The sequence below is a fragment of the Sedimentimonas flavescens genome, assembly GCF_019264375.1.
Taxonomy (GTDB): domain Bacteria; phylum Pseudomonadota; class Alphaproteobacteria; order Rhodobacterales; family Rhodobacteraceae; genus Rhodobacter; species Rhodobacter flavescens.
Genome location: NZ_JAHVAI010000010.1, coordinates 41,753 through 66,421 on the forward strand (window position 1 = coordinate 41,753; position 24,669 = coordinate 66,421).

Consider the following 24,669-nt stretch of genomic DNA (forward strand, 5'->3'; position numbering starts at 1 on the left):
GCGCCGAGGGGGCAGCGCCCCCTCACCCGACCGGACAAGAATGTCCCGCGCGACGGCGGAAGGCTTGCGAATCCGGTCGCATGCCCCTATATCCAGCCGCGAGAGGTTGGCGCGGGCGAGCGCCTCGCCAACCCGGTCAGGTCCGGAAGGAAGCAGCCGCAACGAGCCCCGCTTGGGTCGATGTCCAGCCTCTCACCCTCTCTCCACATCGGTTTGACTTGGCCCGCCCCGCGGATAGACTGCGGCGCGACGAGAGGAGACGCGCATGTCCGACACGCCCGAGACCGGCTATCAGGTTCTGGCCCGCAAGTATCGACCGGCGACCTTTTCCGACCTGATCGGGCAAGAGGCGATGGTGCGTACGCTCAAGAACGCCTTCGCCGCAGACCGGATCGCCCATGCTTTCGTGATGACCGGCGTTCGCGGGGTGGGCAAGACCACCACGGCGCGGATCATCGCAAAGGGCCTCAACTGCGTTGGCCTCGATGGCAAGGGCGGCGCCACGACCGAGCCATGCCTGCAATGTGAGCATTGCAAGGCCATCGCCGAAGGGCGCCATGTCGATGTGATGGAAATGGACGCGGCCTCGCGCACCGGCGTGGGCGACATCCGCGAGATCATCGAGAGCGTGCATTACCGGGCGGCCTCGGCGCGCTACAAGGTCTATATCATCGACGAGGTGCACATGCTCTCGACCAGCGCATTTAACGCGCTGCTCAAGACGCTTGAGGAACCGCCCGCCCACGTCAAATTCATCTTCGCCACGACCGAGATCCGCAAGGTTCCCGTCACGGTGCTTTCCCGCTGCCAGCGTTTTGATCTCAAGCGGATCGAGCCCGAGGTGATGATGGCCCATCTGGCCCGCGTAGCCGAGAAGGAAGGCGCGCGGCTTGCGCCCGACGCGATGGCGCTGATCACCCGCGCCGCCGAAGGCTCGGTGCGCGATGCGATGTCGCTGATGGATCAGGCGATTGCCCATGGCGCGGGCGAGACCACGGCTGAACAGGTGCGCGCCATGTTGGGGCTCGCGGACCGGGCGCGGGTGCTCGATCTCTTCGACATGATCCTCAAGGGCGATGCCGCGGGCGCGCTGACCGAGATCGGCTCACAGTATTCCGACGGGGCCGACCCGATGGCGGTGCTGCGCGATCTGGCCGAGATCACGCATTGGGTCTCGGTCATCAAGATCACGCCCGAGGCGGCTGACGATCCGACCGTTCCGCCCGAGGAGCGCACGCGCGGTCAGGCGCTGGCCGCCGCGATCCCGATGCGGGTGCTGAGCCGCTTCTGGCAGATGCTGCTCAAGGCCATCGAGGAGGTCGCCAATGCGCCCAATGCGATGATGGCCGCCGAGATGGCGATCATCCGCCTGACCCATGTCGCCGACCTGCCGGACCCTGAGACGCTGATGCGCAAGATCCAGTCCGGGCCGGGCGGCTCGGCCGGGCGCGGATCGGCGCCGGGCGGCGGGCCGGGGAATGGGCCGACCGCACAGGCAGAGCCGATGGCCGGGGCAACCATGCGCGGGATCTATGGCACGCCTGTTGCGCGGGCGGGCAACGCGGCCGTGGCGCGGGCCGCGCAGACCGAAACCGCACTAGCGCGCTTTGCCCGCTTCGAAGACGTGGTCGAACTGATCAGCCGGATGCGCGACGTCAAGCTGCTGCTCGATGTCGAGAAATGCGTGCGCCTTGTGCGTTACGCACCCGGCCGGATCGAGTTCCAGCCGACCGAGGACGCGCCGCGCGATCTGGCGGCAACGCTCTCGCAGCGGCTTGCGGGCTGGACCGGGGCGCGGTGGGGTGTTTCGATCGTCTCCGAGGGCGGCGCGGAAACCATCGCCGAGATCCGCAACGCCGACCGCCGTGCCGCCGAGGCCGAGGCGCGCTCGAACCCGGTGATTGCGGCGATTTTCGAGGCCTTCCCGAAGGCTGCCTTCGACGATATCACCACCGCCGCACAGATCGCTCTTGAGCAGCAGGCCGAAGCCCTGCCCGAGGTCGAAGACGAATGGGATCCTTTCGAGGACAATTAAGGAGAACACGATGTTCAAGGGCTTGGGCCAACTGGGCGACATGGCCAAGATGATGAAGGCCGCCAAGGATATGCAGGAGCGCATGGCGGCGCTTCAGGAAGAGCTGAGCACGATCGTCGTCGTGGGCGAATCCGGTGCGGGGCTGGTGCAAGCAAGCGCCACGGCCAAGGGAGAGCTGACCGGGCTGTCGATTGACCCCTCGATCCTCGTGGCTTCGGAAAAGGAAGTGGTCGAGGATCTGATCCTGGCCGCGATCAAGGAAGCGCAGCACAAGGCCAAACTGCGCGAGATCGAAGAGCAGAAGAAGCTGCTTCAGGAACTCGGCCTGCCTGCCGACATGCCGCTGCCAACCTGAGATGAGCGGCGCGCGCGACGAGATCGAGGAGCTGATCGCGCTGATGGCGCGACTGCCGGGGCTTGGGCCCCGCTCGGCCCGGCGCGCGGTGCTGCATCTGATCCGCAAGCGCGCCGGGTTGATGGCGCCGCTTGCGCAGATGATGGCCCATGTGGCCGAGACCGCCCGCGAATGCGCGCGTTGCGGCAATATCTCGGTCGGGGCTATCTGCGACATCTGCGAGAACCCGGCCCGCGCCACCGGCGAGATCTGCGTGGTCGAGGATGTCGCCGATCTCTGGGCGATGGAGCGTGGCGGCGCCTTCAAGGGGCGCTACCATGTGCTTGGCGGCACGCTGAGCGCGCTGGATGCGGTCGGCCCCGAGGAACTCGGCATCCCGAAGCTGATCGAGCGCGTCGGCACCGAGGGCGTGCGCGAGGTGATCCTGGCGCTCAATGCCACGGTCGAGGGGCAGACCACCGCGCATTACATCGCCGAGGCGCTCGAGGGCCGCGATCTGCGGATCACGAGCCTCGCGCAGGGCGTGCCGATCGGGGGCGAGCTTGATTACCTTGACGACGGCACGATTCAGGCCGCGCTTCGCGCCCGGCGCAGTTTCTGATGGCGACATCCCCGGAAACCGCCGAGTTCCTGTTGGAGCAGTTGGGGGATCGGGTCCGGCTGCGGCGCATGTTCGGCGAATATGCCGTCTATGCGGGCGGCAAGACAGTCGCGCTGCTCTGTGACGATGCGCTTTTCGTGCGGCAGATCCCCGAGGCCAGCGCCTATCTTGGCGATCCGGTCGCGGGTTTTCCCTATCCCGGCGCAAAGCCCTGGTGGCGGGTTGAGGCGGACCAGTGGGAGGACGCCAACTGGCTGAAGGGCCTGATCGCGGTCATGGAGGCAGCACTGCCCGAGCCTGCGCAGAAGAAACGGCGGAAATCCGGACAAGAGGCGCGCGGAGCGGGCGGCAAGGATTGAACGCCCCGCGCCCGCCCGCTATCAGGGTAGAAACCCGTTTCACCCGAGTATCCTCATGAACCGACTTTATCACGTCGCGCTCTCGCCCTTTTGCCGCAAGGTCCGGCTGACGCTGGCCGAGAAGAAGATCGAGGTCGAGCTGGTCGAGGAGCGCTACTGGGAACAGCATCCCGATTTCCTGCGCCGCAATCCGGCGGGCAAAGTTCCGGTCTTGCGTATCGACAGCCGAGTGATGAGCGAAAGCCAGGCGATTTGCGAATACCTGGAAGAGACCGTTCCGCAGCCGCCCCTGATGCCGCGCGACGCCGAGGCGCGCTATGAAGTGCGCCGCCTCTGCGCCTGGTTCGACGACAAGTTCAACGAGGAAGTCACCCGCAAGGTGATGGGCGAGCGGGTCTGGAAAAAGATCATGAAGAAGGGTTATCCCGACAGCAAGACCGTCAAGGAAGGGCTTGGCGCGATCAAGTATCACCTCGATTACATGGGGTGGCTCTTGGATCAGCGGCGCTGGCTGGCGGGGGACAACATGACGCTGGCGGATTTCGCGGCGGCCGCGCATCTGAGCTGTCTGGACTATATCTCGGACGTGGACTGGAACCGCTCGGAGACCGTCAAGGACTGGTATGCCAAGATCAAGTCGCGCCCGGCCTTCCGGTCCTTGCTGGCCGATCAATTGCCGGGAATGCCGCCCTCGCCGCAATATGCCGAGCTGGATTTCTGAGCGCGACCGGGGGCGCTGCCCCCGGACCCCCGGGATATTTTCGCCACATTGAAGGGAAGGCCCCGTGACGGATCTGAAAGCCGCGCTGAGTAGGAAAGCCCTTGAGGAAGGGTTTTCGAAGCTGCGCGTGACTCGTCCCGATGCGGTTCCCGAAATCGCGGGGCGGCTGGAGGCTTTCGTTGACGCCGGGATGCACGGGCAGATGGGCTGGATGGCCGAGCGCATGGGCTGGCGCGGCGACCCGGCGGCGCTTTGGCCCGAGGCGCGTTCCGTCGTGATGCTGGCCGAGGTCTATACGCCCGACGAGGATCCGATGGCGGCGGTGGCGCACCGGGACCATGGGGCGATCAGCGTTTATGCACGGGGCAAGGATTACCACGATCTGGTCAAGAAGCGGCTGAAGCGCGTCGGGCGCTGGCTGCTTGAGGAAGCGACGCGGCGTGGAATTCAGGGCGAGATCAAGGTTTTCGTCGATACCGCGCCGGTGATGGAAAAGCCGCTTGGGCAGGCCTCGGGGCTTGGGTGGCAGGGCAAGCACACGAACCTGCTGGCGCGCGATCTGGGCAGTTGGTTCTTTCTGGGGGCGATTTTCACGACGCTGGAGCTGGCGCCCGATGAACCCGAGGTCAGCCATTGCGGGAATTGCCGTGCCTGTCTCGACGCCTGCCCGACTGGGGCCTTTCCGGCGCCCTACCGCCTGGATGCACGGCGCTGCATTTCCTACCTGACGATCGAGCACAAGGGACCCGTCGATCCCGACTTGCGTCCGCATCTGGGCAACCGGATCTACGGTTGCGACGATTGTCTGGCCGCCTGCCCCTGGAACAAGTTTGCCGCCCAAGCGCGCGAGATCGGCTATGAGAACCGGATCGGCGCCCCGACACTCGCCGAACTGGTCGTGCTGGACGATGCCGCCTTCCGTGCGCGATTCGCAGGCTCGCCCATCAAGCGGATCGGGCGCGACCGGATGGTGCGCAACGTGCTTTATGCGATCGGCAACTCGGCGAACGAAGCGCTGCGGCCCTTGGCACTGGCGCTACGGGACGACCCCGATGAGGCGGTGGCGGATGCTGCTCGTTGGGCAGCCGAGAGGCTGGCACCCTGATCCGGCGCGCAGAATTGTAAGGGATACAGCCTTTCCGCTTTTCTTCGCAAACAACCGGGCTACCGTCGCTGCATGAAACCGAGCACCCCGATACCGGCGGCTTCAAGCCTGCAGAACTCGCCCCTGACCGGCATCCTGTTCAAGCTGGTCTCGGTGCTGGTGTTCATCGTCATGTCGGCGCTGATCAAGGCCACCGGGGGCGCCATCCCGGCGGGTGAAACGGTGTTCTTCCGTTCGGCCTTCGCGATTCCGGTGATCCTAGGCTGGCTGGCCTGGCGGCGGGAACTGGGTCAGGGGCTGCGTGTCACCAATCCGATGGGTCATGTCTGGCGCGGGGTTGTCGGCACCTCGGCGATGGGCTTCGGCTTTGCCGGTCTGGTGCTGCTGCCGCTGCCCGAGGTCACCGCGATCGGCTATGCGAGCCCTCTGCTTGTCGTGATCTTCGCCGCGATGTTCCTGGGAGAGGAGGTGCGCGCCTTCCGCCTGTCCGCCGTTGCGCTTGGGCTGGCGGGCGTGCTGATGGTGCTCTCGCCCCGGCTTGGCGCGGTGGGCGAGTCTGGCCACCGCGAGGCGCTTGGCGCGATGCTGGTGCTGATGGGGGCATTATGTGCCGCGCTGGCGCAGGTCTTCATCCGCAAGCTTGTCGCGACCGAGCGGACCTCGGCCATCGTCTTCTGGTTCTCGATCACCTCGACCCTGCTGTCGCTGATCACCATTCCCTTCGGCTGGGTCATGCCGACGCCCACCGAGGCCGCGCTGCTGGTCGCAACGGGTCTGCTGGGTGGCGTGGGGCAGATTCTGCTCACCTCCAGCTACCGCTACGCGGATGCCTCGATCGTGGCGCCCTTCGACTATGCCTCGATGATCTTCGCACTGCTGATCGGCTATTTCGTCTTCGACGAGGTGCCGACTCTGGTGATGTTGGCAGGTGCCACGCTGATCATCCTGGCGGGCGTGATGATCATCTGGCGCGAGCGGCAACTGGGCCTGAAGCGCGCGGCGCAGCGCAAGGTAATGACCCCACAGGGCTAGGTCCGGATGCGGCAGCCGGTCCGGTCGCAGAATCGGCTGAGTTGTGCTAGGGTTCCTCACTGAGCAAGCTGAGGAGGCCAAGATGACCCGTCATATTACCGACCACGCTGCCCCGAAGGCCGAAGGCACCCGGACCGAGCAATTCGTGGATATCGAACGCAAGAAAGGTATCCATCCCGCGGTGGCAGAGCTGAACCAGCGGGCGGCAGATCGCAGCCCGCGCAAGGTTCAGGAGTTCCTGCGCATCGACCGCGAGCAGAAGGACGCAGTCTGAGCCCGTTCCGAGCTTCGCGAGACCGAAATGCAAAAGGCGCGCCCCGGGGCGCGCCTTTCCATTTCTGCTCTCGTGCATCAGGCGCGCACGAGACGCTCATAGCTTTCCGAGATATCGCGGGTCAGCGCACCCACTTCGAAGTGGAAGTCGCCGATCTGGCCCACCGGAGTGACCTCGGCGGCGGTGCCGGTCAGCCAGCACTGCTCGAACCCGGCCAGTTCCACCGGCTCGATGTGACGCTCGTGCACGGTGACGCCCTTTTCCTTGAGCATCTGGATCACGGTCTGACGGGTGAGGCCATTGAGGAAGCAATCGGGCTTGGGCGTATGCACCTCGCCATTCTTCACGAAGAAGACGTTCGCGCCGGTCGCCTCGGCCACATAGCCGCGATAATCCATCATCAGCGCGTCCGAGCAGCCCTTGGCCTCGGCGGCGTGCTTGGACATGGTGCAGATCATGTAAAGACCGGCGGCCTTGGCCTCGGACGGGATCGTCTTGGGGTCGGGACGGCGCCATTTCGAGATGTCGAGCTTGGCGCCCTTCATCTTGGCGTCGCCGTAATAGTTGCCCCACTCCCAGCCGGCCACAGCCAGACGGACCGGGTTGCGCTTGGCCGAGACACCCATGTCGTCGCCCGCGCCGCGCCAGGCAACCGCGCGCACATAGGCGTCTTTCCAGCCATTGGCGGCCAGCATGTCGTACTTGGCCTTCTCGATTTCCTCGACCGAGTAGGGGATCTCCATATCGAGCAGGTTGGCCGAGCGGTGCAGACGCTCGGAATGTTCCACGCTCTTGAAGATCTTGCCGTTGTAGCAGCGCTCGCCCTCGAAAACGGATGAGGCATAGTGCAGCGCGTGGGTCAGGACGTGGACCTTGGCGTTACGCCACTCCACCATCTGACCGTCCATCCAGATCCAGCCATCGCGATCATCATAAGCCCCGGCCATTTTATCCTCCTTCGGATCACCCGGTTTTTCGAATATTGCGCAGAAAATGTCCGCTTCGGACATAATATTGCGCAAATTGTGGGCTTCGGTAGCAATTGATTCTTGGAAAGTCAACATCGCTGACATAAAGTCACCGAAAAGAGAGGGTGATCAATGGCAGACAGCGGCACGCAGGGAGGCGAGACCCTGCTGTTCCTGACGGACGAGCAGTTGCGCAAGGGGATCGAGGCGATGTTCTTCGCCTATCGCGGCTTCACCGCCGACCCGGACCGAATCCTCGAGAAATACGCCTATGGGCGCGCCCATCACCGTGCCATTCACTTCATCAACCGTCAGCCCGGCCTGACGGTGACGACCCTCCTGTCGGTTCTGGGCGTGACCAAGCAGTCGCTCAACCGGGTGCTGCGCACGCTGATCGAGGATGGGCTGGTCGAAAGCCGCGTGGGCCGCAAGGACAAGCGCGAGCGGCATCTGTTCCTGACCGAAAAGGGAGAGGCGCTGGAGCGCGAACTCTCGGGCGCGCAGCGCGAGCGGATGCGTGCGGCCTATCGCGCCGCCGGGCCGCAGGCCGTCGCGGGCTTCCGCCAGGTGCTTGAGGCGATGATGGATTTCGAGATGCGCCGACACTACCAGATGATGAAGGACGGCACTTGATGGGCGGAACGGCAAATTCTCCGCATCTGCTGATCGTGGATGATGACGAACGCATCCGGGGGCTCTTGCACAAATTCCTTGCTCGCAACGGCTTTCTGGTCACCGCCGCGCGCGATGCCGCCCATGCCCGGCGGCTGCTGGCGGGGCTGGAATTCAACCTGATCGTGCTTGATGTGATGATGCCGGGCGAGGACGGGCTAAGCCTGACGCGCGACCTGCGCGCCCGCAAGGTGGCCACGCCGGTTCTGCTGCTGACCGCACGCGGCGAGACCCGTGAGCGGATCGAGGGGCTTGAGGCCGGGGCCGACGACTATCTTGCAAAACCCTTCGAGCCGAAAGAACTGCTGCTGCGCATCAACGCGATCCTGCGGCGCGTCCCGACCGAGATTCAGACCGGACCGAAATACATCAGCCTCGGGCCGCTGCGCTACGATCAGGACCGGGGCGAATTGTGGCAGGGCGAAGCGCCGGTACGCCTGACGGCAACCGAGGTCGCGCTGATGCGCATCTTCGCCGCGCATTCCGGCGAGGTCGTCAGCCGCGCCGAACTGATCGACGAGTTGGGCCGCGATCGGGCTGGCAGTTCGGACGAGGGCGCAGGCGACCGCGCCGTCGACGTCCAGATCACCCGCCTGCGCCGCAAGATCGAGCCGGACCCGCGCGAGCCGCGCTATCTGCAGACGGTTCGCGGGCTGGGATACATGCTCGCCCCGGACTGAGTCGCACCGGCAACTGGGAACTGGCGGCCTCAGCGCCTTGCGCCATGGGCTTTCGCAATGTTTGCGCAAAACATACGCGCCATTTGCGGCAAAACACCCAAGCTACTGTTGCATCGCGGCAATTGGCCACGTCTGCACGTGAATGTCTGCTGGACTGACAGGTTTGTGATTGCTAAAGAACCCCCCATGTTCGGCGGCACTTAGTGCGGCCCGGCAAGTCGTATCGGCCTGATTTTCAGGCCCGGGAAGGGAGAAGATACGTGTCCCACGCAGAAGATCACGCAGGCACCCGGAGGGATTTCCTCTACTACGCGACCGCCGGCACCGGCGCCGTGGTTGCGGGCGCGGCCGTCTGGCCGCTTGTGAACCAGATGAACGCATCGGCTGACGTCAAGGCGCTCGCCTCGATTTACGTCGATATCTCGGGCATCGAGCCCGGCACCCAGCTGACCGTCAAATGGCGCGGCAAGCCGGTGTTCATCCGCCGCCGCACCTCGGATGAAATCGACGCCGGACGCGCCGTCGATGTCACCACCCTCATCGACCAGTCGGCCGAGAATGCGAACAAGCCGGGCGCTGACGCCTCGGATGAGAACCGCACCCTCGACGACGCTGGCGAATGGCTGGTGATGATGGGCGTTTGCACCCACCTGGGCTGCGTCCCGCTTGGCGACGCTGGCGAATTCGGCGGCTGGTTCTGCCCCTGCCACGGCTCGCACTACGATACCGCCGGCCGCATCCGCAAGGGCCCCGCGCCGCGCAACCTCGATATTCCGGTGGCCCAGTTCACCGATGAATCCACGATCCTGCTGGGCTGAGGGAGAAGCTAAATGGCTGGAATTCCGCACGACCATTACGAGCCCAAGACGGGCATCGAGAAGTGGCTGCATTCGCGTCTGCCGATCGTGTCGCTGATTTACGACACCATCATGATCCCGACGCCGAAGAACCTGAACTGGTGGTGGATCTGGGGCATCGTCCTGGCCTTCTGCCTCGGGCTTCAGATCGTCACCGGCATCGTCCTGGTGATGCACTACACCCCCCATGTCGACCTGGCCTTCGCCTCGGTCGAACATATCATGCGTGACGTGAACGGCGGCTACGCCATCCGTTACATGCACGCCAACGGCGCCTCGCTGTTCTTCCTTGCCGTCTACATCCACATCTTCCGCGGCCTCTACTACGGTTCGTACAAGGCCCCGCGCGAAGTGACCTGGATCGTCGGCATGGTGATCTATCTGATGATGATGGGCACCGCCTTCATGGGCTACGTGCTGCCGTGGGGCCAGATGTCGTTCTGGGGCGCCACCGTTATCACCGGTCTTTTCGGCGCGATTCCGGGCGTTGGCCCCGCGATCCAGGACTGGCTGCTTGGCGGACCGGCCGTGGACAACGCCACGCTCAACCGCTTCTTCTCGCTGCACTACCTGCTGCCCTTCGTGATCGCGGCCCTCGTCGCCGTTCACATCTGGGCCTTCCACACCACGGGCAACAACAACCCGGCCGGTGTCGAGGTGCGTCGCGGCTCGAAAGCCGAAGCCCAGAAAGACACCCTGCCCTTCTGGCCCTACTTCGTGGTGAAGGATCTCGTCGCGCTCGCGCTCGTCGTGACCATCTTCTTCGCGGTCGTCGGCTTCATGCCGAACTACCTCGGCCACCCGGACAACTACATCGAGGCGAACCCGCTCTCGACCCCGGCGCATATCGTGCCCGAATGGTACTTCCTGCCGTTCTACGCGATCCTGCGGGCCTTCACGGCCGACGTCTGGGCGGTGATCCTGGTCAACAAGATCACCTTCGGCATCGTTGACGCGAAGTTCTTCGGCGTTATCGCGATGTTCGGCGCGATCATCGCGATGGCCCTGGCTCCGTGGCTGGACACCTCGAAAGTCCGCTCGGGTCAGTTCCGTCCGATGTTCAAGTGGTGGTTCTGGCTGCTGGCGATCGACTTCGTCGTGCTGATGTGGGTTGGCGCGATGCCGACCGACGGGATCTACCCCTACATCTCGCTGATCGGCGCGACCTACTGGTTCGCCTACTTCTTCGTGATCCTGCCGCTTCTGGGCATCATCGAAAAGCCGCTGCCGATGCCGGCCACGGTCGAAGAAGACTTCAACAACCACTACGGCAACCCGGCCGAGTAAGAAACAGGACCTGAAATCATGAAAAAACTTCTGATCTCTGCCGTTTCCGCGCTCGTGCTTGGCGCCGGTTCGGCCTTTGCCGCGGGCAGCGAGGGGCATATCGAAGATATCGCCTTCTCGTTCGAAGGGCCCTTCGGACGCTACGACCAGCAGCAGCTGCGCCGTGGCTTCCAGGTCTACCGTGAGGTCTGCGCCGGCTGTCACGGGCTCAAGTTCGTCCCGATCCGCTCGCTTGCGGATGAGGGCGGCCCGCAGATGAACCCCGACTGGGTGCGTGCCTTCGCGGCCGAACTCGACGAGGCCATCGACAAGGACACCGGCGAGCCGCGTCCGCGCAAGGAAACCGACATGTTCCCGACCCGCCAGGGCGAGGGCATGGGACCGGACCTGTCGCTCATGGCGAAGGCTCGTGCGGGCTTCCACGGCCCCTACGGCACCGGCATCAACCAGCTTGTCCGCGGCATCGGTGGCCCCGAGTATATCAGCGCCATCCTCACCGGCTTCAGCGGCGAGGAAAAAGAGGAAGCGGGTTCGTTCTTCTATGAGAACCACGCATTCCCGGGTGGCTGGATCGCGATGAGCCCGCCGCTCTCGGAAGATCTGGTCGAGTATGAAGACGGCACCCCGGCGACTGTCGAGCAGATGGCCGAGGACGTTTCGGCCTTCCTGATGTGGACCGCCGAACCCAAGCTGATGGGCCGCAAGAACATGGGCTTCACCGCCGTCATGCTTCTGGGCCTGCTGACCGTCCTGCTCTACCTGAGCAACAAGCGCCTCTGGGCGCCGTACAAGGGTAAGAAAGCCTGATCCCTCAGGCGATCGACTGAAAGGAAACGCGCCCCCTCGGGGGCGCGTTTTCGTTTCCGCACTCGCGCGGTTGCTTTCCCATGGCAGCGCCTGCGGCAATGACCTACGATGCCCCCAATTCAAGGAGACCTCATGCCCGCCACTCGCGCCCCCCGTCTGTGCGTCCTGATCGACGCCGACAATGTCCCCGCAAGCTATGCCGAATCCATCTTCGAAGAGATCTCGGGTCTGGGCGAGGCTTCGGTTCGCCGGATTTATGGGGACTGGTCCTCGGCCCGGCTGACCGGGTGGGCGAAAAAGGTCAACGCGCTTGGCATGGTCGCCGATCAGCAGTTCTCGAACACCAGGGGTAAGAATGCCTCGGACATCGGCCTGGTGATCGCGGCGATGGATTTCCTGCACTCGGGGCTGTTCGACGGCTTCGTGCTGGTCTCGTCTGACAGCGACTTTACCCGCCTCGCCTCGCGTATCCGCGAGCAGGGGCTGGATGTCTATGGCATCGGCGAGCAGAAGACCCCCGAGGCCTTCCGTAACGCCTGCAAGCGCTTCATCTATGTCGAGAACCTCGGCGCCGAGAACGCGCCAGCCGACACCTCGCCGCCGGAACCCGGCACCCCGGCCACCGAGCCGCCACGCAGCGAAACGACGAAGCTGCCGCCCTCGAAGGCCATCCCCATCGTCGTCGCCGCGATGAAGCGCATCGGGCTAGAGGAGGAATGGTATTCGCTTGGGCAGTTGGGGCAGTTCATCACCCTGTCGCATCCCGACTTCGACACCCGCACCTATGGCGCGGCGAAGCTTTCGGATCTGCTCAAGAAGACCGGCCGTTTCGAAGTCAAACAGGGCCCGGGCAACCACCTGATCGTGCGCGACAAGGCCTGAGGGCGCTCAGCGCGCAGCCCCGTAGCGGGCCATGAACATCTCGATGGCTCCGTCGATCGTGCGCTTTACGTCGCGCGGCGCACAGCAGCTGTCGACGCCGAAGATCAGCCGTGCGTGGATGTCTGCCTTGCACAGCTCGGCGAACTGGTCTGCGGCCAGCTCAAAATCCTCGATCACCAGCTCGCCCCGGCTTGCAGCCTCGCGCAGGTAGTCCACCAGCCGCTCGCGCACCATGATCGGGCCGGAGTGGTAGAATTCATGCCCAAGCTGCGGGAAGCGGTCGCTTTCGGCGACACAGATGCGGAAGATGCCGCGCCCGAAATCCGAGGACATGAAGGCGATGATCTTCTCGGCGGCAAAGCGCAGCACATCGCGCACCGGGGCCTGTCGGTGGATCAGTTCCACGGCCTCATCGGCCTGCCGCGCGCATTCGGTCTTGGCGACTTCCATGAACAGAAGCTGCTTGTCGGGGAAATAGCTGTAGAGCGTGGCTTTCGAAACGCCTGCTTCGCGCGCGATGTCATCGACCGAGGCCCCCTCGAACCCGTCGCGCAGAAAGACCGTGCGTGCACCGTCCAGCACCTGAGCGAACTTGCGGCCCTTGCGGATCTTCGGTTTGGTCTCTGCCTCGGCCATGGGTCCTCCGTTCCGGCCACGCGCCGGACGGCCCAACATAAACCGTGCAGTTCAGCCGGGGCAAGGCCGGGCGATCAGCCTGCGATCAACTGCTCGTCCCATTCCGCGACGGCGCGCAGCGAGGGGCGCGCCATGACCCGCGCCACCCAGTCGCGGATGACCGGCACGTCGGGCATGATCTGCGGGAACCAGCCGAAGGGCGAGAAGACCAGCAGATCGGCTGCGGTGAAGCGCTCGCCCATCAGGTAGGGGCCTTTCTCCAGCGCGGCGCGCAGGGTGTCGGCCATCTCGGCCGGGCCCCGGAACGTGGCGCGAAAAACCGGATGATCGACCTCCATCACCTGCCCCACCAGCACGGGTTCAATCACGCCCTGGTAGTAGAACAGCCACGAGAGGAACTCCCCCCGCCCCGCTTCGCCGGGGGCCGGGGCAAGGCTGGCCTCAGGGAAGGCCTCGCACAGGCTCAGCACGATGGCGCCGCGTTCGCGCACCGGCCCGGTGGGCGTGACGAGATAGGGAACCTTGCCCTCGGGGTGCGGGTTCAGCGGGTCGCGCCCGCCCGAGCCATCCTGTCGCGGAATCGAAACCGGGCGGATCTCGACCCGGTCCGTGGCGCCAAGCTCATGGATCAGCGCAACGATGGTGGACGAACGACTACGCGGCGCGTGATAAAGGATCATGATCGGCCTCCCGACTCTGGTCGGCAGAGCATCGCACAGAACCGGCCCGCCCGCGAGAGATCAGCCGATGCGGCCGCGCACGCCACCGGTCTGGGCGCGATCCAGCAGCAGGTGATCGAGGATCACGCAGGCCATCATCGCCTCGGCCACCGGCACGGCGCGGATGCCCACGCAGGGGTCGTGGCGGCCCTTGGTGATCACCTCAACCTCTTCGCCCGCCGTGTTGATAGAACGGCGCGGCGTCAGGATCGACGAGGTCGGCTTAACCGAGAAGCGCACGACGATGGGCTGGCCAGTGGTGATCCCGCCAAGGATGCCGCCTGCGTGGTTCGACAGATACTCGGGGCCGTTCGGACCCATGACGATCTCGTCGGCATTCTCGATGCCGCTCAGCGCGGCGGCAGCCATGCCCTCGCCGATCTCGACACCCTTCACGGCGTTGATCGTCATCATGGCGGCAGCAAGGTCGCTGTCCATCTTGGCATAGATCGGCGCGCCGAGGCCGGGCGGGCAGCCCTCGGCCATCACTTCGATCATCGCGCCGACCGAGCTGTGCCCCTTGCGGATCGCGTCGAGATAGTCTGCCCATTCGGCGACCACGGCAGCATCGGGGATGAAGAACGGGTTACGCAGGATCTCGTCGCGGTCAAAGCGCGCGCGGTCGATATGCTTGGCGCCCATCTGCACCATATAGCCGGTGATCCGCAGATCGGGCGCCAGCGCCCTGAGCACCGCCTGCGCCACACCGCCGGCCGCCACCCGCGCCGCGGTTTCCCGCGCGCTGGAACGCCCGCCACCGCGATAGTCACGGATGCCGTATTTCTGGTGATAGGTGATGTCGGCATGGCCGGGGCGGAACTGCCGCGCGATCTCGCCGTAATCCTTGCTGCGCTGGTCGGTGTTCTCGATCATCAGCTGAATCGGGGTGCCGGTGCTCTTGCCCTCGAACACGCCCGAGAGGATGCGCACCTGATCGGGTTCCTGCCGCTGCGTGGTCATCTTGGACTGACCCGGACGGCGGCGGTCGAGGAAGACCTGGATGAACTCTTCCGTAATCTCGATGCCGGGAGGGCAGCCATCTACCGTGGCCCCAAGGGCGGGCCCGTGGCTTTCGCCCCAGGTGGTGACGCGGAACAGGTGACCGAAGGTGTTGAAGCTCATGGCGGCTCTCCTTTGGCCCTCGGATAAAGGCGCGGCGGGCCACACTCAAGCGATTTCCCTTGCGGGAAGCGCGCTTTGCCCTATGTTGCGCGCTACCTCGGGGTGCTGTGGGCGGTTTTGCCCAAGCTGAGATGCGCTATGCGAACCCGTTGAACCTGAACCGGTTAAGACCGGCGGAGGGAAGGTTTCCGGCTCGTCCCGGCCCCGACTCCGCCCGTCGGCTTTGGAGGACGAGATGAAGAAAACTCTGATGCTTGCGGGTCTTTTGGCTGCCAGCCCGGCGCTGGCCGACGAAAAGCCCGTGCTCACTGTCTATGCGCCCGAGTATTTCACCAGCGAATGGGGGCCGGGGCCTGCCATCGAGAAGGGCTTTGAAGAGGTCTGCGCCTGCGATCTGCAATTCGTGGCGGGCGACGTGCTGCCGCGCGTTCTGCTCGAAGGCGACAAGACCGAGGCCGATGTAGTGATCGGGCTGAACACCGACGTTCTGGCGCGCGCCCGTGCGACCGGCCTCTTTGCGCCGCATAACGAAGACACCTCGGCCCTGACCCTGCCGATCGCGTGGGATGACGACACCTTCCTGCCCTTCAACTGGAGCGAGACGGCCTTCATCTACGACAAGACCAAGCTCGCCAACCCTCCCGCCTCCTTCCAGGAGCTGCTGGATGCCCCGGACGATGCCTACAAGATTGCCATTCAGGATCCGCGCAGCTCGATCTCGGGTCTGGCGCTTCTGCTCTGGGTCAAGTCGGTCTATGGCGATCAGGCCGGTGAGGCTTGGGCCAAGCTTGCCCCCAAGATCCTGACCGTCACACCCGGCTGGTCCGAGGCCTATGGCCTCTTCACCGATGGCGAGGCCGATATGGTGCTCAGCTTCACCACCTCGCCCGCCTATCACATCATCGCCGAAGAGGATGACAGCAAGGTCGCCGCGATCTTCCCCGAGGGGCATTACTTCATGACCGAGGTCGCCGCGCAGATAAAGACGACCGACACGCCGGAGTTGGCGCAGTCCTTCATGGATTACATCCTGTCAGATGCATTCCAGGGCATGATCGCCACCGCGAACTGGTCCTATCCGGCCGTCATCAAAGAGGGCTTCCTGCCCGAGGGCTTCGCCGCCCTGCCGCGCCCGGAAAAGACCTTCTTCTATCCCGAGGATGAGGCCGAGGCCCTGCGTGTCCCGGCACTGGCGGAATGGGAAGCGGCGCTCGCGCACTGATCTGGCCCGCACTGGCCGCCACGCTGGTCGCGGCGCTGGTGCTGGTTCCCCTCGGCGCGGTGACGATCCGCGCCGGGGGTTTTGGCGGCTTGCGCGGGGGGGATCTCTCCGCGCTGTGGTTCACGCTCTGGCAGGCGACGGTTTCAGCCGCGCTTTCATGCCTCTTGGCCCTGCCCGTGGCCCGCGCGCTGTTTCGGCGCCGCTTCACCGGGCGCGGGTTGCTGATCTCGCTGCTCGGCGCGCCCTTCATCCTGCCGACGGTGGTCGCGGTGATCGGGCTGATCGCAATTTTCGGGCGGCGCGGCATGGTCAACGCCGCACTTGGCGGGCTCGGCCTGCCCGAGTTCTCGATCTACGGCGCGCATGGGGTCATCCTTGCCCATGTCTTCTTCAACCTACCCTTGGCCACGCGCATGGTGCTGCATGGCTGGCAGGCGATCCCGTCCGAGCGGTTGCGCCTTGCCGCCTCGCTCGGCTTTGGCCCGCCCGAGATCCAGCGCCATCTCGAATGGCCGATGCTGCGCAGCGTGCTGCCCGGCGCTTACCTTGCGATCTTCCTCGTCTGCCTGACGTCATTTGCCGTCGCGCTGATCCTGGGCGGCGGCCCCGGCGCCACCACGGTCGAAGTCGCGATCTATCAGGCCTTCCGCTTCGATTTCGACCTTGGGCGCGCGGCCTCGCTGGCGCTGGTGCAGGTGGCGATCTGCGTCGCTGCGCTTGCCCTCACCGCTTGGATCACCCGGGGCGAGAGCTTCGGCGCGGGCCTTGACCGCCCGCTGGCCGCGCCGCTTGGGCAGGGCGCGCTCCTGCGGATGCAGGACGGGCTGGCGATCTCGGCGGCAACGGCGTTCCTGCTATTGCCCATCGGCGCGATCATGGCACGCGGCCTGCCCGCGCTGACCGATCTGCCGCCCTCGATCTGGGCCGCCACGCGCATCTCTCTCACCCTCGCTGGCGCATCTACCGCACTGACGCTGGCGCTTGCCCTGCCGCTCGCGCTGGCCGCCCCCCGCCACCGTTGGGCCGAGACCGCTGCGATGCTGCCCATGGCCGCCTCGGCTCTGGTCGTGGGCACCGGCCTCTTCCTGATCGCGCGACCCTTCGTGAACCCCACAAGCCTGACGCTGCCCGTCACCCTCATCGCCAACGCAACGCTCAGCCTGCCCTTCGCGGTGCGTATCCTTTTGCCCGAGGTCCGCACCCTGCAAAACGACTATGACCGGCTGGCGGCCTCGCTTGACCTGAGCGGATTTGCCCGCCTGCGCTACCTGACGCTACCGCGCCTTGCCCGCCCACTGGGGTTCTCTGCGGGGATCGCGGCGGCATTCTCGATGGGCGATCTGGGGGTCATCACGCTCTTCTCGGATGGCCGCACGCAAACCCTTCCCCTTGCGCTTTTTCAGCTGATGGGCGCCTATCGAATGGATCAGGCCGCCGCCGCCGCCTGCCTGCTCATGGCCCTCACCTTCGCCCTCTTCTGGGCCTGCGACCGGATCGGACACCATGCTGACCCTCGATAAGCTGCGCATCGAACAGGGCGAGTTCTCGCTGACCGCCGACCTGAGAGTGCCCACCGGCGCGCGCGTCGCGGTGATGGGCCCCTCGGGGGCAGGCAAATCAACGCTTTTCTCGACCATCGCAGGCTTCATCCAGCCTACCGCCGGGCGCATCCTGTGGAACGGTACCGAGCTGACCGAGATGTCGCCGGGCGGCCGCCCGCTCTCGATCCTCTTCCAGGACCAGAACCTGTTCCCGCACCTCAGCGTCGCGCAGAACCTCGGCCTCGGCATCGACCCAAAGCTGCGCCTCAGCCGCACCGACCATGCCCGGATCACACAGGCCCTGGCCCGTACCGGCCTGCAAGGGTTGGAAAACCGCAAACCTGCATCCCTCTCGGGCGGTCAGCAATCGCGCGTCGCACTGGCCCGCGCACTCCTGCGCGCGCGCCCACTCCTGCTGCTCGATGAGCCTTTCGCCGCCCTCGGCCCGGCACTCAAGGCCGAGATGCTCGCCCTCGTGGCCGAAATCGCCGCCGAACAGGGCACAACCGTCCTCATGGTCTCTCACGACCCCGACGACGCCCGCACGCTCTGCCCCGACACGATCCTCGTGGCGGATGGCACAGCCCTCCCGCCCCAACCGACCGAAAGCCTGCTGAATAACCCACCCGAGGTCCTCAGGGCCTATCTCGGCCCCTGAGATTCTTCTTGGCCGAAATACCTTCGGGGGTCCGGGGGCAGACAGCCCCCGGCCTTGGCCTCAGTAAATCACCACCGCCCGGATCGATTCACCCTTGTGCATCAGATCGAAGGCCTCGTTGATCCGCTCGAGCGGCATGGTGTGAGTGATCATCGGGTCGATCTCGATCTTGCCGTTCATGTACCAATCGACGATCCCCGGCACATCGGTGCGCCCGCGTGCACCGCCAAAGGCCGTGCCCTTCCATACCCGGCCCGTCACCAGTTGGAACGGACGGGTCTGGATCTCGGCCCCCGCAGGCGCGACGCCGATGATGACCGATACGCCCCATCCGCGATGCGTGCATTCCAGCGCATCGCGCATCACTTTCACATTGCCGGTGCAGTCGAACGAGTAATCCGCCCCGCCGATCTGATCGAAGGGGGTCTTGGTCAGATCGACAATATGCTGCACGACCGAGCCTTCGATCTTCGAGGGGTTCACGAAATGGGTCATGCCGAAATGCTCGGCCATCTCGCGCTTGCCGTCATTCAGATCGACGCCGATGATCATGTCGGCCCCGGCCATCTTGAGACCCTGGATCACGTTCAACCCGATCCCACCCAGACCGAAGACCACAGCCTTGGCACCGATCTCGACCTTGGCCGTGTTGATCACCGCGCCGATACCGGTGGTCACGCCGCAACCAATGTAGCAGACCTTGTCGAAGGGCGCGTCGTCGCGGATCTTGGCCAGCGCGATCTCGGGCATCACCGTGTGATTGGCGAAGGTGGAGCAGCCCATGTAGTGATAGATCGGCGTGCCATCGAGCATGGAAAACCGCGTCGTGCCGTCCGGCATCAGGCCTTGGCCCTGCGTTGCGCGGATCGCGGTACACAGGTTCGTCTTCTGGCTCAGACAGCTCGGGCACTGGCGGCACTCGGGCGTGTAGAGGGGAATCACATGATCGCCGGGCTTGAGCGTGGTCACGCCCTCGCCGACCTCAAGCACGATTCCCGCGCCCTCATGGCCCAGAATCGCCGGAAACAGGCCTTCCGGATCGGCTCCCGACAATGTGAATTCGTCAGTATGGCAAATGCCAGTGGCCTTAATTTCCACCAAAACCTCGCCAGCCTTCGGTCCTTCAAGGTTCACTTCCATGATTTCAAGCGGTTTCCCGGGGGCAACGGCAACGGCGGCACGGGTTCTCATCGGCAATTCCTCCTAGTATAGATTTTGACAAAGCCTGTGGTATTGCCCGGGCAAACGCAAGAATAGGTGCGACATGATGCTCAGAATTACCGTCATGACGGTCGCGGCGCTGACGCTGGCGGCCTGCCAGTCCGAACCGATCGAAGAGGCCCCGCCGGTCATGCCGGCGCCCTATATGACCCCCGCCGTCACGCAGACCGGCGGGCTTGAGCAGCGCGAACCCGACACCTGCCAGGCAGTCGATTACATCTCGGCGCTCGGCCAGCCCGGCGCGATCATCCCGACGCTCGGCATCACGCGCCCGGTCAACGTTGTGGAATGGCGCGGCATTGAGCCCCAGGAATACAACCCGCAGCGTATCGTCTTCCGCCTGGATGCGGCGGGCAACATTTTCAACATCGATTGTGGTTGAGCCATGCGTAACATCGTTTCAAGCCTGATGCTCGTGTCCGCCCTTGCGGCGTGCTCGCCCGAGGAACCGGCGCCGACCGACTGCACCGCAGCCGATCATCAGGCGCTCATCGGGCAATCGGAGACCGTTCTGGAAACCATGACCTTCGCCGTGCCCGTGCGCGTCATACATCCCGGCGATATGGTCACCATGGACTTCCAGCCGAACCGGCTGAATTTCCACATCGACGCGGGCGGCAAGATCGAAAAGATCGAGTGCAACTGAGCGCGGTTACATCTTGAAGCGGCCGTGGCAATCCTTGCAGGCCGCATTCACCGCGTTCATCGAGGCCGCAAGGCCGCGCGCGCTTTTCCAGTCGAGGCCGATAGCGGCCTTGTAAAGCCGGTCGGCCTTCTGGTTGAACTCGCCCCGGTAATACCAGATGTCGGGCAGCGCATCCGAGGCCGGATCGTCCTCCTCGGCATCGAACACCACGGGGATCAGGTCGGCGGTCGTTGAAAACGCCGCCGCGGTTTCCTCGGCCAGCGCGGCGTCATAGGGCACCTTGCCCGCAGCCATGTCGCCCAGGATCGTCACCTGCGCCTTCATCGCCCGCATGACCTGCACGCGCTTGAGCACCGCCGGATTGGTCGGATCTTCCTTGGCAAGGGCGACGCCAGCTACAAGCATCAGCCCCAGGGCAATCGTCAGGCGGGTCGGTTTCACGCGGGCCTCCGTAGCAGCAATGGGCGCAGGATGGGACGAAACGCGGCCAAGGGCAATCGCCGGGCGCAAAAATGCCTGTGATGCGCCCCGGCAGGGCGAACGGTGGGGGCTGTTGACCGCCCTGCCGGGGACTTAGCGATTTCCGCTATCCCCAATCTCGCCCGCAAACACGGCAGCTTTGGGGTGCACGCCCGGGCGAGACCGCGAAGATTCCGTGGCAATTTCGCGACCAGCAACCGCCCCCTGCGCGCGAGGGTTGATTTGGCGCAGGCCCGGTGTCACCATTCTGACATGACCATGCAGCCGCCGACCCCGTTCCCCGGCCCGCGCCCTGCCCCCGAGCAGGTCGCCTTCGATCGGGCCGAACTGGGGGCCATCCTGTCAGTCTATGGGCGCATGGTGGCGGCAGGCGAATGGCGCGACTACGCCATGAGCTTCCTGCGCGAGATGGCGGTTTTCTCGATCTTTCGCCGCGCGGCCGAGCATCCGATCTACCGTATCGAAAAGCGCCCCGCGCTGCGCAACAAACAGGGGATGTATGCGGTCGTGGGCATGGACGGGCAGATCCTCAAGCGCGGGCAAGATCTGCCGACGGTGCTGCGCGTGCTGGAACGCAAGCTGATCCGCCCGATCGACTAGGCGGGGCGCTTGTTCCCGTAGAACGTCCCCTCGCCCGCGGCTTCGATCCGTGCAAGACACGCGCCGATCTCTTCATAGGCGACGCTCATCGTATGGCCATTGGCATGGAGCAGCCGCTCGGGCGAGACCGCGATGGCGACATGGCCGCGCCAGAAGAACAGATCGCCCCGCAGCAGCGGGGTGCCGGGCGAAAGGAAGGCACCGAACTCGGCCCGCTGCAGATCGGAATCCGCCGCGCAGGCACGGTTGCAGGCATGGAACGCCACCTGCACTAGGCCCGAGCAATCGATGCCGTCGCGCGAATTTCCGCCCCACAGGTAGGGCGTTCCAAGCAGGCTCTCGGCAAGCGTAACCGGATCGGCGGGCGGATCGTCCAACGCGCGCAGGTGCTGGAGCGGAATGAACCCCTCGGGCGTGCGGGCAAAGCCGCCCTCCTGCGCCAGAACGGCCACGCGCGCACCCAGTGACAGGCGCATCTCCTCGCCGCGCTTGATCGAGGCCTCGCGATAGACATGGGTTGCGGGCGCGATCACCCGATGCGTGGCAAGCTGCGGTGCGGCCAGGCAATCAGCCGCCACCCAGCCGCAATAGCCATCGGCAACCGATTGCACGAAGACATGCGCGCCCTGCCTGTCAATCACCACCAGATCGGCGCCGAACAGCAACTGGCGGTCACGCAGCCCCTCGGGGCTGGCGAGCAGATCGGCCACCGGACAAGCCAGCCGTGCGGCATCGCCCTTGGTGAAGGCGGCAGCCTCGACCTGCCCGCGCAGGGATTCGAGCGCGACACGGCCGGAAAACGGGGTCAGGCGGCGGTCGCTCATAGCTCCAGCACCTCGGGCAGCGCGGCCAGAATCGCGCGCGCGCCCTGCCCCACGCCGCCCTTGGGCCGCCCGGGCTTTGCGGCAGGTTGCCAGCCGTAGATGTCGAAATGCACGAAACGCTCGGTCTCGGTCACGAAGCGGCGCAGGAAGAGCGCGGCGGTGATCGACCCGGCCATCCCGCCCGAGGGCGCGTTGTCCAGATCGGCGATGCCCGGCTCGATCATCGCCTCATAGGGCGCCCAGAACGGCATCCGCCAGAGCGGATCGGCGACCTGAACGGATGCGCGCGCCAGCGCCCCGGCGAGATTGTCGTCATCGGTGTAGAAAGGCGGCACATCGGGGCCAAGCGCGACCCGCGCGGCCCCGGTCAGCGTCGCCATGCACAAGATCAGGTCGGGCGCCTCCTCATCGGCATGGGCCAGCGCATCGGCCAGCACAAGCCGCCCCTCGGCGTCGGTGTTGTTGATCTCGACGGTCAATCCCTTGCGCGAGGTGTAGATGTCCTGCGGACGGAAGGCATCGCCGGCCACCGCGTTCTCCACCGCCGGGATCAGCACACGCAACCGCAGCGGCAGGCCAAGTCCCATGATCATATGTGCAAGGCCCAACACCGTGGCCGCCCCGCCCATATCCTTCTTCATCAGGCCCATTGAGGCGGCGGGCTTGAGGTCGAGCCCGCCAGTGTCAAAGCACACGCCCTTGCCCACCAGCGTCAGTTCTGGCCCGCTCTCGCCCCACCGCAGGTCGATCAGCCGCGGTGCGCGGGTGCTGGCGCGCCCGACCGCATGGATCAGCGGGAAGCCCTGCGCCAGAAGCGCCTCGCCCTCGACCGTATGCACATGCGCACCATGACGCGCGGCCAGTGCCCGCGCGGCGCCCTCAAGCTCGACCGGGCCGAGGTCATTGGCGGGGGTGTTGATCAGATCGCGGGTCAGCGCCTCTCCCTCGGCGATGATCTCAAGCCGGGCGGCATCCACGCCCTCGGGGCAGACCAGCCGCGCCTTCGGGGTCGAACCTGCCGCATAGCGCCGATAGCGATAGCCTTCCAGCAACCAGCCAAGCGCCGCTTCCTCGGCCTCTGCGTCGGAGGACAGCCCCTCGATCCGCCAATTGCCCTCGGGCAGGGCGCTTGCCGCCTCGGCCACAGCAAACCGCCCGCGCGCGCGCTTTGCGGCGCTACCGATACCGAATAGCGCCCCTTCAACCGCGCCACCTTCGGCTGGCAACAGGCAGAGCTGCCCCAAGGCCCCGGTAAAGCCCTGCGCGGCCGCCCATGCGCTTTGCGCGGGTGTCAGAACCTCGGGGCGGACGTCACCCTCGCACAGCCAAAGCGGCAGGCTGGCCGCATTTGTCGGGGCAAAGCGCATCTCGGGACGGTCGGGCAAGAACGGCAGGGCGGTCATCGGGGTCTCCGGATAAGGCGGCCTTTGGGCCACCCTAGCGCGGACGCCGCCATCCGCAAGGCCCTAGCCCGTGCCCGCCCCGCCGGGCAGATGCCCCAGCCGGGCGCACAAGCGGCGCAGCCGATCCAGCCGCCATATGCCGCTTTCTCGACCCCACAGACCCAGGGCGACGCCTCAAGTTACACCGCGCCCGCGCCAAAAAATTCTGTTGAACAGCACAAGAATCCTCTCGAAAATCAAAATCCCCGCCCCTATGTATCTGCAGCCATCGGAAAGGGACGAAAATGAAGGAACACGTGCGGCCACTGCCCAACTACCTCGTTCAGCGTTTTCAAGGGTGGAAGGCCACCACCTACAATGAAAATCGCTCCTGGTATCGCCGTCTTGCCGAAGGCGGGCAACATCCCCGCGCAATGCTGATCTCCTGCTGCGACTCGCGTGTCCATGTGACCTCGATTTTCGGCGCGGACTCGGGCGAGTTCTTCCTGCATCGCAACATCGCCAACCTCGTGCCGCCCTATAACCCGGACGGTGATCACCACGGCACCTCGGCGGCGGTCGAATATGCCGTGCGCGCGCTCAAGGTTTCGCATCTGATCGTTCTGGGCCATTCGCAATGCGGCGGCGTTGCGGGTTGTCATGCGATGTGCACTGGCAAGGCCCCCGAGCTTGAGGAGAAGACCTCGTTCGTGGGCGCTTGGCTGAACCTGCTGCGCCCGGGGTTTGAGCGCGTCAAGGAACTGCCCGAGGCCGAGCAGGTCAATGCGCTTGAGAAACAGGCGGTCGTCATCAGCCTCGAAAACCTGATGACCTTCCCCTTCGTGCAGGCCGCGCTTGAGGCTGGCGACATGACCCTGCACGGGCTGTGGCACGACATCGGCGAAGGCGGGCTGAGCCAGTTCCTGCCCGAAGAAGGTATCTTCGAGGCGCTCTGAAGATTGACGGCCCCGCCAACGCGGGGC

29 protein-coding genes, 1 other RNA gene and 1 riboswitch are annotated in these 24,669 nt (G+C 65.2%); of the genes, 22 read left to right on the plus strand and 8 right to left on the minus strand.

The genetic code is table 11. The annotated features are described in order from the left end of the window. The first annotated feature begins 99 nt into the window (after positions 1-99). The 9 genes from ffs to KTQ37_RS10930 all read left to right on the plus strand — a co-directional run bounded on the left by ffs (position 100) and on the right by KTQ37_RS10930 (position 6,482). An RNA gene (gene ffs, locus KTQ37_RS10890) (signal recognition particle sRNA small type) lies at positions 100-198 on the plus strand. 67 nt (positions 199-265) lie between these two features. Beyond that, positions 266-2,035 (plus strand): DNA polymerase III subunit gamma/tau, encoded by a 1,770-nt coding sequence (locus KTQ37_RS10895; protein ID WP_218630545.1) that lies wholly within the window; start codon positions 266-268, stop codon positions 2,033-2,035. 10 nt (positions 2,036-2,045) lie between these two features. Further along, positions 2,046-2,390: a YbaB/EbfC family nucleoid-associated protein gene (locus tag KTQ37_RS10900; protein WP_218630546.1), complete on the plus strand. Its 345-nt coding sequence runs from the start codon at positions 2,046-2,048 to the stop codon at positions 2,388-2,390. 1 nt (position 2,391) lies between these two features. Then, positions 2,392-2,991 carry a recombination mediator RecR gene (gene recR, locus KTQ37_RS10905; RefSeq protein ID WP_218630547.1) on the plus strand — a complete coding sequence of 200 codons (600 nt, stop codon included), beginning with the start codon at positions 2,392-2,394 and terminating at the stop codon, positions 2,989-2,991. After that, positions 2,991-3,350 (plus strand): TfoX/Sxy family protein, encoded by a 360-nt coding sequence (locus KTQ37_RS10910; RefSeq protein ID WP_218630548.1) that lies wholly within the window; start codon positions 2,991-2,993, stop codon positions 3,348-3,350. Before recR ends, KTQ37_RS10910 begins: the two co-directional genes overlap by 1 nt. A 55-nt stretch (positions 3,351-3,405) precedes the next feature. After that, positions 3,406-4,071 carry an FtsZ-binding protein FzlA gene (gene fzlA, locus KTQ37_RS10915; protein ID WP_218630549.1) on the plus strand — a complete coding sequence of 222 codons (666 nt, stop codon included), beginning with the start codon at positions 3,406-3,408 and terminating at the stop codon, positions 4,069-4,071. A 64-nt stretch (positions 4,072-4,135) separates the two neighbouring features. Then, positions 4,136-5,176 carry a tRNA epoxyqueuosine(34) reductase QueG gene (gene queG / locus KTQ37_RS10920; protein ID WP_218630550.1) on the plus strand — a complete coding sequence of 347 codons (1,041 nt, stop codon included), beginning with the start codon at positions 4,136-4,138 and terminating at the stop codon, positions 5,174-5,176. Positions 5,177-5,248: 72 nt separating this feature from the next. Then, positions 5,249-6,208 carry a DMT family transporter gene (locus tag KTQ37_RS10925; protein WP_218630551.1) on the plus strand — a complete coding sequence of 320 codons (960 nt, stop codon included), beginning with the start codon at positions 5,249-5,251 and terminating at the stop codon, positions 6,206-6,208. Between the two features lie 82 nt (positions 6,209-6,290). Beyond that, a complete protein-coding gene (locus tag KTQ37_RS10930; RefSeq protein WP_218630552.1) occupies positions 6,291-6,482 on the plus strand; it encodes a hypothetical protein in 192 nt (63 codons plus the stop codon). 77 nt (positions 6,483-6,559) lie between these two features. On the opposite strand, the gene KTQ37_RS10935 is transcribed toward KTQ37_RS10930, so the two are convergent. Beyond that, positions 6,560-7,429, minus strand: a complete 870-nt coding sequence (locus KTQ37_RS10935; RefSeq protein ID WP_218630553.1) for a branched-chain amino acid aminotransferase — start codon at positions 7,427-7,429, stop codon at positions 6,560-6,562. Positions 7,430-7,582: 153 nt separating this feature from the next. Here KTQ37_RS10935 and KTQ37_RS10940 point away from each other — a divergent pair, with 153 nt between their 5' ends. From KTQ37_RS10940 to KTQ37_RS10965, 6 genes are all read left to right on the plus strand, one after another. Beyond that, positions 7,583-8,083 carry a MarR family winged helix-turn-helix transcriptional regulator gene (locus KTQ37_RS10940; protein WP_218630554.1) on the plus strand — a complete coding sequence of 167 codons (501 nt, stop codon included), beginning with the start codon at positions 7,583-7,585 and terminating at the stop codon, positions 8,081-8,083. Next, the gene (locus KTQ37_RS10945; RefSeq protein ID WP_218630555.1) at positions 8,083-8,802 is read left to right on the plus strand and encodes a response regulator; all 720 of its coding nucleotides are present in this window, start codon (positions 8,083-8,085) and stop codon (positions 8,800-8,802) included. Before KTQ37_RS10940 ends, KTQ37_RS10945 begins: the two co-directional genes overlap by 1 nt. 260 nt (positions 8,803-9,062) lie before the next feature. Next, positions 9,063-9,620 (plus strand): ubiquinol-cytochrome c reductase iron-sulfur subunit, encoded by a 558-nt coding sequence (gene petA, locus KTQ37_RS10950; protein WP_218630556.1) that lies wholly within the window; start codon positions 9,063-9,065, stop codon positions 9,618-9,620. A gap of 12 nt (positions 9,621-9,632) precedes the next feature. Then, the gene (gene petB, locus KTQ37_RS10955) at positions 9,633-10,946 is read left to right on the plus strand and encodes a cytochrome b (RefSeq protein ID WP_218630557.1); all 1,314 of its coding nucleotides are present in this window, start codon (positions 9,633-9,635) and stop codon (positions 10,944-10,946) included. A gap of 15 nt (positions 10,947-10,961) precedes the next feature. After that, on the plus strand, positions 10,962-11,753 hold the full coding sequence (locus KTQ37_RS10960; RefSeq protein ID WP_218630640.1) for a cytochrome c1: 792 nt from the start codon (positions 10,962-10,964) through the stop codon (positions 11,751-11,753). A gap of 132 nt (positions 11,754-11,885) precedes the next feature. Then, positions 11,886-12,635 (plus strand): NYN domain-containing protein, encoded by a 750-nt coding sequence (locus tag KTQ37_RS10965; RefSeq protein ID WP_218630558.1) that lies wholly within the window; start codon positions 11,886-11,888, stop codon positions 12,633-12,635. A 6-nt stretch (positions 12,636-12,641) separates the two neighbouring features. Here the strand turns inward: KTQ37_RS10965 and KTQ37_RS10970 are convergent, their stop codons facing one another. The 3 genes from KTQ37_RS10970 to aroC form a co-directional block, all read right to left on the minus strand. Beyond that, a complete protein-coding gene (locus tag KTQ37_RS10970) occupies positions 12,642-13,271 on the minus strand; it encodes a TetR/AcrR family transcriptional regulator (protein WP_218630559.1) in 630 nt (209 codons plus the stop codon). Positions 13,272-13,345: 74 nt separating this feature from the next. Continuing rightward, positions 13,346-13,951, minus strand: a complete 606-nt coding sequence (locus KTQ37_RS10975) for a glutathione S-transferase family protein (protein ID WP_236021185.1) — start codon at positions 13,949-13,951, stop codon at positions 13,346-13,348. 60 nt (positions 13,952-14,011) lie between these two features. Next, complete coding sequence (gene aroC / locus KTQ37_RS10980; protein ID WP_218630560.1) at positions 14,012-15,112, minus strand: chorismate synthase; 1,101 nt, start codon at positions 15,110-15,112, stop codon at positions 14,012-14,014. Between the two features lie 88 nt (positions 15,113-15,200). Further along, a riboswitch (TPP riboswitch) is annotated at positions 15,201-15,311 on the plus strand. Positions 15,312-15,347: 36 nt separating this feature from the next. Here aroC and thiB point away from each other — a divergent pair. From thiB to KTQ37_RS10995, 3 genes are read left to right on the plus strand one after another with little or no spacing between them, the layout of a single operon-like run. Next, positions 15,348-16,334 carry a thiamine ABC transporter substrate binding subunit gene (gene thiB, locus KTQ37_RS10985; protein WP_218630561.1) on the plus strand — a complete coding sequence of 329 codons (987 nt, stop codon included), beginning with the start codon at positions 15,348-15,350 and terminating at the stop codon, positions 16,332-16,334. After that, positions 16,310-17,854 carry a thiamine/thiamine pyrophosphate ABC transporter permease ThiP gene (locus KTQ37_RS10990; RefSeq protein ID WP_218630562.1) on the plus strand — a complete coding sequence of 515 codons (1,545 nt, stop codon included), beginning with the start codon at positions 16,310-16,312 and terminating at the stop codon, positions 17,852-17,854. The genes thiB and KTQ37_RS10990 overlap by 25 nt, the downstream gene beginning before the upstream one ends. Continuing rightward, complete coding sequence (locus KTQ37_RS10995) at positions 17,838-18,533, plus strand: thiamine ABC transporter ATP-binding protein (RefSeq protein WP_218630563.1); 696 nt, start codon at positions 17,838-17,840, stop codon at positions 18,531-18,533. The genes KTQ37_RS10990 and KTQ37_RS10995 overlap by 17 nt, the downstream gene beginning before the upstream one ends. Before the next feature lie 60 nt (positions 18,534-18,593). Here KTQ37_RS10995 and KTQ37_RS11000 read toward each other — a convergent pair whose 3' ends face one another. Continuing rightward, positions 18,594-19,724 carry an S-(hydroxymethyl)glutathione dehydrogenase/class III alcohol dehydrogenase gene (locus KTQ37_RS11000; protein ID WP_218630564.1) on the minus strand — a complete coding sequence of 377 codons (1,131 nt, stop codon included), beginning with the start codon at positions 19,722-19,724 and terminating at the stop codon, positions 18,594-18,596. Positions 19,725-19,800: 76 nt separating this feature from the next. Between KTQ37_RS11000 and KTQ37_RS11005 the strand changes: the two genes are divergently transcribed. Together KTQ37_RS11005 and KTQ37_RS11010 are read left to right on the plus strand one after the other, a co-directional pair. Next, positions 19,801-20,136, plus strand: coding sequence for a hypothetical protein (locus KTQ37_RS11005; protein ID WP_236021186.1), 336 nt, complete (start codon positions 19,801-19,803; stop codon positions 20,134-20,136). A gap of 3 nt (positions 20,137-20,139) precedes the next feature. Continuing rightward, positions 20,140-20,400 carry an I78 family peptidase inhibitor gene (locus KTQ37_RS11010; protein ID WP_218630566.1) on the plus strand — a complete coding sequence of 87 codons (261 nt, stop codon included), beginning with the start codon at positions 20,140-20,142 and terminating at the stop codon, positions 20,398-20,400. Between the two features lie 6 nt (positions 20,401-20,406). Here the strand turns inward: KTQ37_RS11010 and KTQ37_RS11015 are convergent, their stop codons facing one another. Continuing rightward, positions 20,407-20,841, minus strand: a complete 435-nt coding sequence (locus KTQ37_RS11015) for a c-type cytochrome (RefSeq protein WP_218630567.1) — start codon at positions 20,839-20,841, stop codon at positions 20,407-20,409. A gap of 291 nt (positions 20,842-21,132) precedes the next feature. On the opposite strand from KTQ37_RS11015, the gene KTQ37_RS11020 reads away from it, so the two are divergent. Next, positions 21,133-21,480, plus strand: coding sequence for a DUF2794 domain-containing protein (locus KTQ37_RS11020; RefSeq protein WP_218630568.1), 348 nt, complete (start codon positions 21,133-21,135; stop codon positions 21,478-21,480). On the opposite strand, the gene KTQ37_RS11025 is transcribed toward KTQ37_RS11020, so the two are convergent. After that, a complete protein-coding gene (locus KTQ37_RS11025; protein ID WP_218630569.1) occupies positions 21,477-22,304 on the minus strand; it encodes a C40 family peptidase in 828 nt (275 codons plus the stop codon). The genes KTQ37_RS11020 and KTQ37_RS11025 overlap by 4 nt on opposite strands. Continuing rightward, a complete protein-coding gene (locus KTQ37_RS11030; RefSeq protein WP_236021187.1) occupies positions 22,301-23,707 on the minus strand; it encodes a leucyl aminopeptidase family protein in 1,407 nt (468 codons plus the stop codon). The genes KTQ37_RS11025 and KTQ37_RS11030 overlap by 4 nt, the downstream gene beginning before the upstream one ends. A 284-nt stretch (positions 23,708-23,991) precedes the next feature. On the opposite strand from KTQ37_RS11030, the gene KTQ37_RS11035 reads away from it, so the two are divergent. Next, on the plus strand, positions 23,992-24,642 hold the full coding sequence (locus tag KTQ37_RS11035; protein WP_218630570.1) for a carbonic anhydrase: 651 nt from the start codon (positions 23,992-23,994) through the stop codon (positions 24,640-24,642). The last annotated feature ends 27 nt before the right edge of the window (positions 24,643-24,669 follow it).

Coding starts and splice junctions, on each gene's coding strand:
- KTQ37_RS10895 (WP_218630545.1), top strand. CDS start 266: ATGTCCGACACGCCCGAGACCGGCTATCAGGTTCTGGCCCGCAAGTAT.
- KTQ37_RS10900 (WP_218630546.1), top strand. CDS start 2,046: ATGTTCAAGGGCTTGGGCCAACTGGGCGACATGGCCAAGATGATGAAG.
- recR (WP_218630547.1), top strand. CDS start 2,392: ATGAGCGGCGCGCGCGACGAGATCGAGGAGCTGATCGCGCTGATGGCG.
- KTQ37_RS10910 (WP_218630548.1), top strand. CDS start 2,991: ATGGCGACATCCCCGGAAACCGCCGAGTTCCTGTTGGAGCAGTTGGGG.
- fzlA (WP_218630549.1), top strand. CDS start 3,406: ATGAACCGACTTTATCACGTCGCGCTCTCGCCCTTTTGCCGCAAGGTC.
- KTQ37_RS10925 (WP_218630551.1), top strand. CDS start 5,249: ATGAAACCGAGCACCCCGATACCGGCGGCTTCAAGCCTGCAGAACTCG.
- KTQ37_RS10930 (WP_218630552.1), top strand. CDS start 6,291: ATGACCCGTCATATTACCGACCACGCTGCCCCGAAGGCCGAAGGCACC.
- KTQ37_RS10935 (WP_218630553.1), bottom strand. CDS start 7,429: ATGGCCGGGGCTTATGATGATCGCGATGGCTGGATCTGGATGGACGGT.
- KTQ37_RS10940 (WP_218630554.1), top strand. CDS start 7,583: ATGGCAGACAGCGGCACGCAGGGAGGCGAGACCCTGCTGTTCCTGACG.
- KTQ37_RS10945 (WP_218630555.1), top strand. CDS start 8,083: ATGGGCGGAACGGCAAATTCTCCGCATCTGCTGATCGTGGATGATGAC.
- petB (WP_218630557.1), top strand. CDS start 9,633: ATGGCTGGAATTCCGCACGACCATTACGAGCCCAAGACGGGCATCGAG.
- KTQ37_RS10965 (WP_218630558.1), top strand. CDS start 11,886: ATGCCCGCCACTCGCGCCCCCCGTCTGTGCGTCCTGATCGACGCCGAC.
- KTQ37_RS10970 (WP_218630559.1), bottom strand. CDS start 13,271: ATGGCCGAGGCAGAGACCAAACCGAAGATCCGCAAGGGCCGCAAGTTC.
- KTQ37_RS10975 (WP_236021185.1), bottom strand. CDS start 13,951: ATGATCCTTTATCACGCGCCGCGTAGTCGTTCGTCCACCATCGTTGCG.
- aroC (WP_218630560.1), bottom strand. CDS start 15,112: ATGAGCTTCAACACCTTCGGTCACCTGTTCCGCGTCACCACCTGGGGC.
- thiB (WP_218630561.1), top strand. CDS start 15,348: ATGAAGAAAACTCTGATGCTTGCGGGTCTTTTGGCTGCCAGCCCGGCG.
- KTQ37_RS10990 (WP_218630562.1), top strand. CDS start 16,310: ATGGGAAGCGGCGCTCGCGCACTGATCTGGCCCGCACTGGCCGCCACG.
- KTQ37_RS10995 (WP_218630563.1), top strand. CDS start 17,838: ATGCTGACCCTCGATAAGCTGCGCATCGAACAGGGCGAGTTCTCGCTG.
- KTQ37_RS11000 (WP_218630564.1), bottom strand. CDS start 19,724: ATGAGAACCCGTGCCGCCGTTGCCGTTGCCCCCGGGAAACCGCTTGAA.
- KTQ37_RS11005 (WP_236021186.1), top strand. CDS start 19,801: ATGCTCAGAATTACCGTCATGACGGTCGCGGCGCTGACGCTGGCGGCC.
- KTQ37_RS11010 (WP_218630566.1), top strand. CDS start 20,140: ATGCGTAACATCGTTTCAAGCCTGATGCTCGTGTCCGCCCTTGCGGCG.
- KTQ37_RS11020 (WP_218630568.1), top strand. CDS start 21,133: ATGACCATGCAGCCGCCGACCCCGTTCCCCGGCCCGCGCCCTGCCCCC.
- KTQ37_RS11025 (WP_218630569.1), bottom strand. CDS start 22,304: ATGAGCGACCGCCGCCTGACCCCGTTTTCCGGCCGTGTCGCGCTCGAA.
- KTQ37_RS11030 (WP_236021187.1), bottom strand. CDS start 23,707: ATGACCGCCCTGCCGTTCTTGCCCGACCGTCCCGAGATGCGCTTTGCC.
- KTQ37_RS11035 (WP_218630570.1), top strand. CDS start 23,992: ATGAAGGAACACGTGCGGCCACTGCCCAACTACCTCGTTCAGCGTTTT.